At 33.6% G+C, this 8363-nt stretch carries 8 protein-coding genes; all 8 read right to left on the bottom strand.

Features of this window, described 5'->3' with window-relative positions; genetic code table 11:
- Positions 1–264: sulfite exporter TauE/SafE family protein (locus VKY41_RS02400; protein ID WP_500812839.1), on the bottom strand; the 264-nt coding region annotated here is incomplete at its 3' end.
- A 50-nt stretch (positions 265–314) separates the two neighbouring features.
- Positions 315–761 (bottom strand): FixH family protein, encoded by a 447-nt coding sequence (locus tag VKY41_RS02395; protein WP_500812838.1) that lies wholly within the window; start codon positions 759–761, stop codon positions 315–317.
- A 72-nt stretch (positions 762–833) separates the two neighbouring features.
- Positions 834–2258: a cytochrome c oxidase accessory protein CcoG gene (ccoG, locus tag VKY41_RS02390; RefSeq protein WP_500812837.1), complete on the bottom strand. Its 1425-nt coding sequence runs from the start codon at positions 2256–2258 to the stop codon at positions 834–836.
- A gap of 89 nt (positions 2259–2347) precedes the next feature.
- Positions 2348–3226 (bottom strand): cbb3-type cytochrome c oxidase N-terminal domain-containing protein, encoded by an 879-nt coding sequence (locus VKY41_RS02385; RefSeq protein ID WP_500812836.1) that lies wholly within the window; start codon positions 3224–3226, stop codon positions 2348–2350.
- Entirely contained in the window at positions 3223–3408 is a 186-nt protein-coding gene (locus VKY41_RS02380; protein ID WP_500812835.1) for a CcoQ/FixQ family Cbb3-type cytochrome c oxidase assembly chaperone, read from the bottom strand. Before VKY41_RS02380 ends, VKY41_RS02385 begins: the two co-directional genes overlap by 4 nt.
- 6 nt (positions 3409–3414) lie before the next feature.
- Positions 3415–5607 (bottom strand): cytochrome-c oxidase, cbb3-type subunit I, encoded by a 2193-nt coding sequence (ccoN, locus tag VKY41_RS02375; RefSeq protein WP_500812834.1) that lies wholly within the window; start codon positions 5605–5607, stop codon positions 3415–3417.
- Positions 5608–5617: 10 nt separating this feature from the next.
- On the bottom strand, positions 5618–5806 hold the full coding sequence (gene ccoS, locus VKY41_RS02370; protein ID WP_500812833.1) for a cbb3-type cytochrome oxidase assembly protein CcoS: 189 nt from the start codon (positions 5804–5806) through the stop codon (positions 5618–5620).
- An 80-nt stretch (positions 5807–5886) separates the two neighbouring features.
- Complete coding sequence (locus VKY41_RS02365) at positions 5887–8265, bottom strand: heavy metal translocating P-type ATPase (protein ID WP_500812832.1); 2379 nt, start codon at positions 8263–8265, stop codon at positions 5887–5889.
- Positions 8266–8363 lie beyond the last annotated feature (98 nt).

Here is an 8363-nt window from a genome sequence, read left to right as displayed (position 1 = left end):
TAGAATAACTACAATCATTAAAACTCCAATTGCGATAGATAGTTGCTGCTGGATTCCAAATAGATATAGACCTTTCCCAACAAGACCAAATACAAGTCCTATAATGCTGTAAGCCAGTAATCGTCCAAAATGATAGGTGGATATTTGTGCTATTTTTTTTACCGAATGGCTTCTGTCCACAGGTAACATAAAGGCAATAGGTCCACACATACCAACACAGTGGAAGCTACCTAATAATCCTAATGCAAGGGCAGACCAAAGCATAATGTAAGTTGAGTTTTGAAAATGAGTTATTTTATTACCTTAGGTAGGTATTAGTACATAATTTCCTTTTTATATAAATATTCGCCATTTTTATATTTCCAATCTACTTTTAGGTTCCATCTGCCTTCTAGTAGGCGATCGGAAGGAATAAGCATAATATTGTTTGAAATAGAAATAGGCATTTCAAAATCAAATTTTTTATTGGATGTTCTGTATAAAAATACACTTCCAGTAATTTCTTCTGTATTTAAGTTATCTGGAAAGCTGATTAACAGACCTTCTTCTGTTTTTTTCCAAGAAATATCTTCAGCTAGTTCTCTAGATTTTTTCTCTCTGTTAAGTTCTCCTTGAAATTTTAATTCAGCTTTGTAATATTCTTCGATAACTAAATCATGATCGTAAGTACTATCTGTATTTACTTTTATTATAAAATACATAATAAAGCTAATAAAGCATAACATGGCAATTACAAGACCTGTTCCCCAATTTATTTTCATATCTAAGTTCCTGTATGTGCAGGAATATTGTTTAGTTAATGTTTTTCAATTTTAAAATCAGTTGTTCTGATTTTAATAATAACTTCTTGGTGCTAAAAACCTAACCGTTGTTGTTTCAACCAATTTGTCTCCACTATAAACTTCAATAGTAAGCTTGTTTTTATCTCCTTCTAGTTCTTTTTTATTTATTTCAATAAATAAAGTTCCTTCTGCCATTCCTTGTTCAGGAACATTAAAAGTGTCAGAATTTGAAACTAATTTAATTTCACCTTTATATTTTTTAAGTTTGAAGGTAATATTGTCTACAGATTTAGTGGTTTTATTAATTAGTTTGTAAGTAAATACATTACTAATTATGTCTCCTTCCTTATGTTCGTATAATTGTCCTGGTAACCTTAAAATACGTGCTTCGACATCGTTTCTTAACGACAGCATACCCAAAAGAGCCCCTGTTAAAATAACAAGAACAGCTATATAGCCTTTCATTCTTGCAGTTATTTTAAACTTTTCTTTCTTTTCAATTTCATCTTCACTTGCATATCTAATCAAACCTTTGGGAAGGTTGATGCTTTCCATAATATGGTCGCACTCATCTATACAAGCAGTGCAGTTAACACATTCTAATTGCGTTCCGTTTCTAATATCTATTCCCGTAGGACAAACATGAACACATTGCATACAGTCTATACAGTCTCCATGGCCTAAAGCTTCTCGATCTTCTCCTTTTCTGAATTTTTTTCTACCATTTTCCCCTTCACCTCGTTTATGGTCGTAGGCTACAACTATAGATTTGTTATCTAAAAGAACCCCTTGTAATCTTCCGTAAGGACAAGCTATAATACATACTTGTTCTCTAAACCAGGCAAAAACGAAATAGAATATAGCGGTAAAAATAATTAATGGAAATAGCGTACCAGTATGCTCTAATGGACCTTCTTTTATATATTGAATTAATTTATCGCTTCCTATCAAATAGGCTAAAAACACATTGGCAATAAGAAATGAAATGATGATAAAAATGAACCATTTTAAACTGCGTTTTCTTATTTTTTCAGCATTCCATGGTTGGTTGTCTAAACGGCGTTGTTTATTTCTATCTCCATCTATCCAATATTCTATTCTACGGAAAACCATTTCCATAAATATAGTTTGAGGACAGATCCAACCACAGAATATTCTACCAAAACTCACTGTAAATAGGGCAATGAAAATAACCCCAATTATCATGGAAATTACAAAGAGATGAAAATCTTGAGGCCAAAACGGGAGTCCGAATATGTTAAAGCGCCTTTCTAAAATATTAAATAATAAAAACTGATTTCCATTAATTTTTATAAATGGAGCAGCAATTAAAAATAGTAATAGAACGTAACTAACTACTTTACGATATTCATAAAACCTGCCACTTGGTTGTTTAGGGTAAACCCAAGCACGTTTTCCATCTTCAGTTACTGTGCCAATGGAGTCTCTAAATGTTTCGTTTTCTGGGGTTTCCATGGTTTATTTTTAAAGAATCAAGAATTAAGACATTTGGATGGAAGATGTGGTCTTAATTCTTGATTCAAATATTGAGTTTTTATTTACTTTTATTCTTCTTTCCAGATTTCACCTTCTGCCTCTTTTGGTTTTTCAGGGGTGTTACCTTGGAGTTGTAGTACATAACTTGCCACTTGAGCAATTTCTAATGGTTTTAAACTTTGTTTCCAGGCAATCATACCTTTTCCGTTTCTACCACCTTCCGAAATTGTTTTAAATACATTCTTAATTCCGCCTCCTAAAATCCAATATTCATCAGTAAGGTTTGGTCCAATTCCTCCGCCACCATCTGATTGATGACAAGCAACACAGTTGGTCTCGTATATTGCTTTACCATTACTTAAGTCTGCTGCACTGGTTAAAACTTCAACAGTATTGAAATCTACTAAGTTTTTAGCGGTTTTTTTATACTCTTCAATAGCTATTTGGGCTTGGGCGTATTCTGTTTTCAATTCATCGTATTGGTTTTCTCCATCGAAAACTTCATACTTTATTAAATAAATGGCGGCAAAAACTATGGAAGCGTAGAAACCATATAACCACCATGGCGGAAGGTCGTTATCTAATTCTCTAATTCCGTCGTAATTATGGTCTAAAACAATTTCATGCTCTTTTTCTATAGGTTTAGAACCAAGAGATTTTTTGTAAAGTACCTTAATTTTTTCCGCCCACTTAGAGGGTGTTGATTTTTTAGCGTCGTATCTTGCTTTTGCTTCTTCATCTAAACTTTGATATAGTATATTCTCCAAAGAACTTATAATAGCTTCTATAGCAACTAACACAAATAAAATAAAGGCCAAAAACAGGAGTACAACTGGATACTCTATAAACGCAGGTTGTTTTCCTGAATTAACAAAGTACTCTACTAATGCAAAAACTGTAAAGAAAATAACGGGTACCCTTACCCATGATGGGATTGATTGTCTCATAATGTTTGGTCTTTTTGGTTATCTAATGGCATGTCGCTTACTTCTTTGATATAGTCTTTTTTAGCAGTAATAACCCACCAAAATAAGCCTACAAAGAAGGTGAAAAATATCAGTAAGGATATGATGGGAAAAATTTCAATACCCTCTATACTATCCATATAATTTTTTGCAAATTTTAACATGATGTTTTAGTTTAAGGTGCTTGTTGTTTCCTCTAAATCTTGTACTTTAATATCAGTTCCTAGTCGTTGTAAATAAGCTATTAGTGCTACAATTTCACGATTACGCATTTCTACGAAATCCTCCCCTCCAGCTTTTTTGTCGGATTCATATGATTCAGCAAAATCTGGATCAGAATACAAGTTTTTCTCAATTTGAGTTCCTTGTTCCAGCATGTGTTGTTGGGCGTTGGCTATTTCTTCTTCAGAATAAGGAACTCCTAATTTAACCATAACTTTCATCTTGGTTTCCGTATCCGACTTATCCAATTCATTCTTGATTAACCATTGGTATGCCGGCATAATAGAACCAGAAGAAGTACTTTGTGGATCGTACATGTGATTTAAATGCCAGTTATCTGAATACTTTCCTCCAATACGATGTAAATCTGGTCCCGTACGTTTACTTCCCCATAGGAATGGATGGTCATACACATACTCTCCTGCTTTAGAGTATTCACCATAACGTTCTACCTCACTTCTAAACGGACGAACTTGTTGAGAATGGCAACCAACACAACCTTCACGAATATAGATGTCCCTTCCCTCTAATTCTAACGGAGTATAAGGTTTTACGTTACTAATTGTTGGAATGTTGGATTTTACCATGATAGTTGGTACAATTTGAACAATACCACCAATTAAGATAGCAATAGTTGCGAAAATTGTAAGTTTAATTGGTTTACGTTCTAACCAAGTATGCCATCCTTCACCCGCAATTCGTCTTTTAGAAACGTTTTGTAATGCAGGGGCTTCTGCTAGTTCATCAGTAACTGCAGCACCATTTTTAATTGTCATAAAAACGTTATAAACCAATACTAACATTCCTGTTATATATAAAGTACCACCGATAGCCCTCATCCAGTACATTGGCATAATTTCAGTAACAGTTTCTAAAAAGTTACCGTATACTAAAGTGCCATCTGGGTTAAATTGTTTCCACATACTTGCTTGAGTAAATCCAGCTACGTAAAGTGGTAAAGCATACATGATAATACCTAAGGTACCAATCCAGAAATGGAGGTTTGCTAAGCTAATAGAATATAATTTTGATTTAACCAATCTTGGTGCTAACCAATAAATCATACCAAAAGCAAGGAATCCGTTCCAGGCTAATGCTCCAACGTGTACGTGGGCAATAATCCAGTCTGTAAAGTGACCAATAGCGTTTACGTTTTTAAGTGACAACATCGGACCTTCAAAAGTGGCCATTCCGTATCCGGTAATCGCTACAACCATAAATTTTAAAACCGGGTCTGTACGTACTTTATCCCAAGCTCCACGAAGGGTTAATAATCCGTTGATCATTCCTCCCCATGAAGGCATTAATAACATAACAGAGAAAGCAACACCTAAGTTTTGAGCCCATTCTGGTAATGCTGAATATAATAAGTGATGTGGTCCTGCCCAGATGTATATAAAGATTAAAGACCAGAAGTGAATAATAGATAATCTATATGAATATACAGGTCTGTTAGCGGCTTTAGGTACAAAGTAGTACATAAGCCCTAAAAACGGGGTGGTTAAGAAGAATGCAACCGCGTTATGTCCGTACCACCATTGTACAAGGGCATCTTGAACTCCAGCATATACTGAGTAACTTTTAAAAGCACTAACAGGAAGTTCTAAACTATTAAATATATGAAGAACTGCTACCGTTACAAATGTAGCCAGGTAAAACCAAAGGGCTACATATAAGTGGCGTTGTCTTCTTTTTATCATAGTACCAATTAGGTTAATACCAAAAGCAATCCAAACTACGGCAATTGCAATATCAATAGGCCATTCTAATTCAGCATATTCTTTAGATGAGGTATAACCCAATGGAAGTGTAATGGCTGCTGCCACAATAATAAGTTGCCAACCCCAAAAGTTTATTTTACTTAAAAGGTCGCTATACATTCTAGCTTTAAGTAAACGTTGTGAGGAGTAATAGACTCCCGCAAATATAGCGTTTCCTACAAAGGCAAAAATAACAGCATTAGTGTGTAATGGTCTTAAACGACCAAAACTTAACCATGAAATTCCGTCGGTTAAATTTGGGAATAAAAACATAAATGCTAGTAGTAACCCCACTAACATTCCAACAACTCCCCAAAATATGGTTGCGTAGAGGAAATTTCTAACGATTTTGTTATCGTAATAAAATTGTTGTACTTCCATAATAGTTTAATTAGTCTTTTTTGGTTTTTTTATTTGTTGATTGTGATTGTTCTTTCACTAATTCATCTTCAAAAAGCATTCGTACCGAAGGTGTATAGCTATCGTCGAATTGCCCACTTCTGACTGCCAGAATAAAGATTATAAAAAAGAAAACTGCCACTAAAATACTGATACTCAATAATATGTAAATAGCGCTCATTTTTATATAAAATTGTGGTTCAAAATTACTTTTGTAACCTATTTTAAAATATGATTTTTATCATATTTGTTTATTTTTAATCATTCTAATCTTCGACCCAATAAGTTAGTTGAAACCGTAGTAAATACCACAATACTAATAGAACTTAATGGCATTAAAATAGCAGCAATTACTGGTGCTAACTGTCCGGTAACCGCAAAGTATAATCCAATTACATTATAGAAAAAGGATAAAGCAAAACTCCACTTAATTATTTTAATAGCTCCCTTTGAAGCTTGAATGTACTTATATAATTGATCGAATTTTGATGCATCTAAAATAGCATCACAAGCAGGGGAGAACACATTTACGTTTTCTGAAACTGAAATTCCTACATCACTTTGTGCAAGTGCACCCGCATCATTAAGACCGTCGCCTATCATTAATACTTTTGCTCCTTCGGATTGATGATATTTAATATACTCCAACTTGTCGTCTGGCTTCTGATTGAAAATAAGCTTAGTTTTTGAAGGTAGTAATTTTTTTAGATTTTCTTGTTCACCTTCGTTATCTCCAGATAAAATGGCCAAATCATAATGTTTTTTTAAGTTGTTAAAAAGTTTAGACAAGCCTTTTCTGTAATTATTATGAAAAGTAAATTTTCCTTTATAAACGTTGTTACTACTAATGTGTACTGAAGTTGTTAAAACATTAGTGTCTGTGGTTTTTCCAACGAAAACTGCGGACCCAACTTTAATATTGTTGTCATTATGAGAGGCTTCAATCCCTTTTCCAACATGTTCTTCAAAATAATTTAATGATATGATATCATGTTCATCTAAAAGATTATATAACGATCTGCTTAATGGATGATTCGAACCACGTAGAGTGTTTTTCAATAGCTTTTCTTCAGAAGTAGATAAAGTATCACCTTCATACGTGGCATGGCTTTTCTGATTTGTGGTAATAGTTCCAGTTTTATCAAATATTATGGTATCTATTTCGGCTAATTGTTCTACTACAGAGGCGTTTTTTACGTAAAACTTTAATCTACCATAAATACGCAACATATTTCCTAAAGTAAAAGGAGCGGAGAGAGCAATTGCACACGGACAGGCAATAATTAAAACAGCTGTAAATACGTTTATAGCTTTAGAGGAATCAACTGCCAACCAATATGCCGTAGCAATAAAGGCAATACTTAAAACGGCAATAGTAAACCTTTTACTAATGGTGTTTGTTAAGGTTGTAAACCCATCCTGTTTATTTTTATTAAACACGTCGTTACTCCAAAGTTGGGTTAAATAACTTTGTTCTACAGATTTTAACACTTCCATTTCTATCATTCCAGAAGTTTGTTTTCCACCTGCAAAAAGTTTATCGCCAGATTGCTTTGATACGGTTTCAGATTCGCCTGTAACAAAGCTGTAGTCTATGGATGCATTTCCATTTATTAAAATACCGTCTACAGGAATAAGTTCTTCATTCCTAATTAAAAGCCTATCTCCTTTTTTTATATCGTAAACTTGAATGGGTGTTTCTTTTCCTTCTGGTGAAATTTTAGTGACGGCAATTGGGAAATACGACTTATAATCGCGTTCAAAAGATAAAAATGAATAGGTTTTCTGTTGAAAAAATCTTCCTAACAACAAGAAAAATATCAATCCTGTTAAACTATCGAAGAACCCAGAACCATAGTCGAATATGATTTCAATGGTACTTCTAATAAATAAAACGGCAGCTCCTAAGGCAATTGGGACATCAATATTTAAGATTCTAGAACGAAGTCCTTTATAAGCTGAAATAAAATAATCTTGTGCCGAATAAAATATAACAGGCACTGAAAAAGAAAACATTACCCAACGGAATACATGTTTGTATCGTTCTAGCCAAAACTCTCCAACATCAAAATATTCTGGAAATGACAAAAACATAACATTGCCAAAAGCAAAGCCGGCAACTCCAAGTTTATAGATTAAAGATCTATTCACGTTGTCTTTTCCTGCTTTAAAATCCTCTAAACTAATATAAGGTTCATAACCAATGGAGCTAACTAACAGTACAACATCTTTTAGGGAGCAAAGGCTTGAATTAAAGCTTATTCGAACGTTTTTCTTTCCAAAATTAACTTGCGATGATGAGATGCCTGGATTTAATTTGTTGAGGTTTTCTAGAATCCAAATACAGGAACTGCAGTGTATATGTGGAATGTATAGAGTTACAACCTGGGTGTTACCATCGCTAAATTCAAGTAATTTATCTATAATGTTTTGCTGGTCTAAGAAGTCGTATTTTCCTTGGATTTCCTTTGGAATGGCTCCAGGTGAATCTTGTAAATCGTAGTAACACGTTAAATCGTTTTCAGAGAAAATTTCGAAAACAGTTTTGCAACCATTACAACAGAAAGACTTTTCTTTAAAGGTAATTGTATTTGTGCCACAGGAATCGCCACAGTGGAAACATAAATCATTCTTTATCATAAATAATATACTCTTTAAACCCCATGCAAAGTTGAAAAGATACTAAGAATATAGATATGATATTTGTCATGTTTTGGTTAAATTTACCAAAGATAATA

Origin of the sequence: Xanthomarina sp. (genome assembly GCF_035306605.1) — a bacterium.
Classification (GTDB): domain Bacteria; phylum Bacteroidota; class Bacteroidia; order Flavobacteriales; family Flavobacteriaceae; genus Xanthomarina.
This window is presented reverse-complemented; position numbering and strand designations above follow the sequence as displayed.

Excerpts from the sequence above, each read along its gene's own strand:
- VKY41_RS02380 (WP_500812835.1), bottom strand. The coding sequence starts at position 3,408 with ATGTTAAAATTTGCAAAAAATTATATGGATAGTATAGAGGGTATTGAA.
- ccoN (WP_500812834.1), bottom strand. The coding sequence starts at position 5,607 with ATGGAAGTACAACAATTTTATTACGATAACAAAATCGTTAGAAATTTC.
- VKY41_RS02385 (WP_500812836.1), bottom strand. The coding sequence starts at position 3,226 with ATGAGACAATCAATCCCATCATGGGTAAGGGTACCCGTTATTTTCTTT.
- ccoS (WP_500812833.1), bottom strand. The coding sequence starts at position 5,806 with ATGAGCGCTATTTACATATTATTGAGTATCAGTATTTTAGTGGCAGTT.
- ccoG (WP_500812837.1), bottom strand. The coding sequence starts at position 2,258 with ATGGAAACCCCAGAAAACGAAACATTTAGAGACTCCATTGGCACAGTA.
- VKY41_RS02365 (WP_500812832.1), bottom strand. The coding sequence starts at position 8,265 with ATGATAAAGAATGATTTATGTTTCCACTGTGGCGATTCCTGTGGCACA.
- VKY41_RS02395 (WP_500812838.1), bottom strand. The coding sequence starts at position 761 with ATGAAAATAAATTGGGGAACAGGTCTTGTAATTGCCATGTTATGCTTT.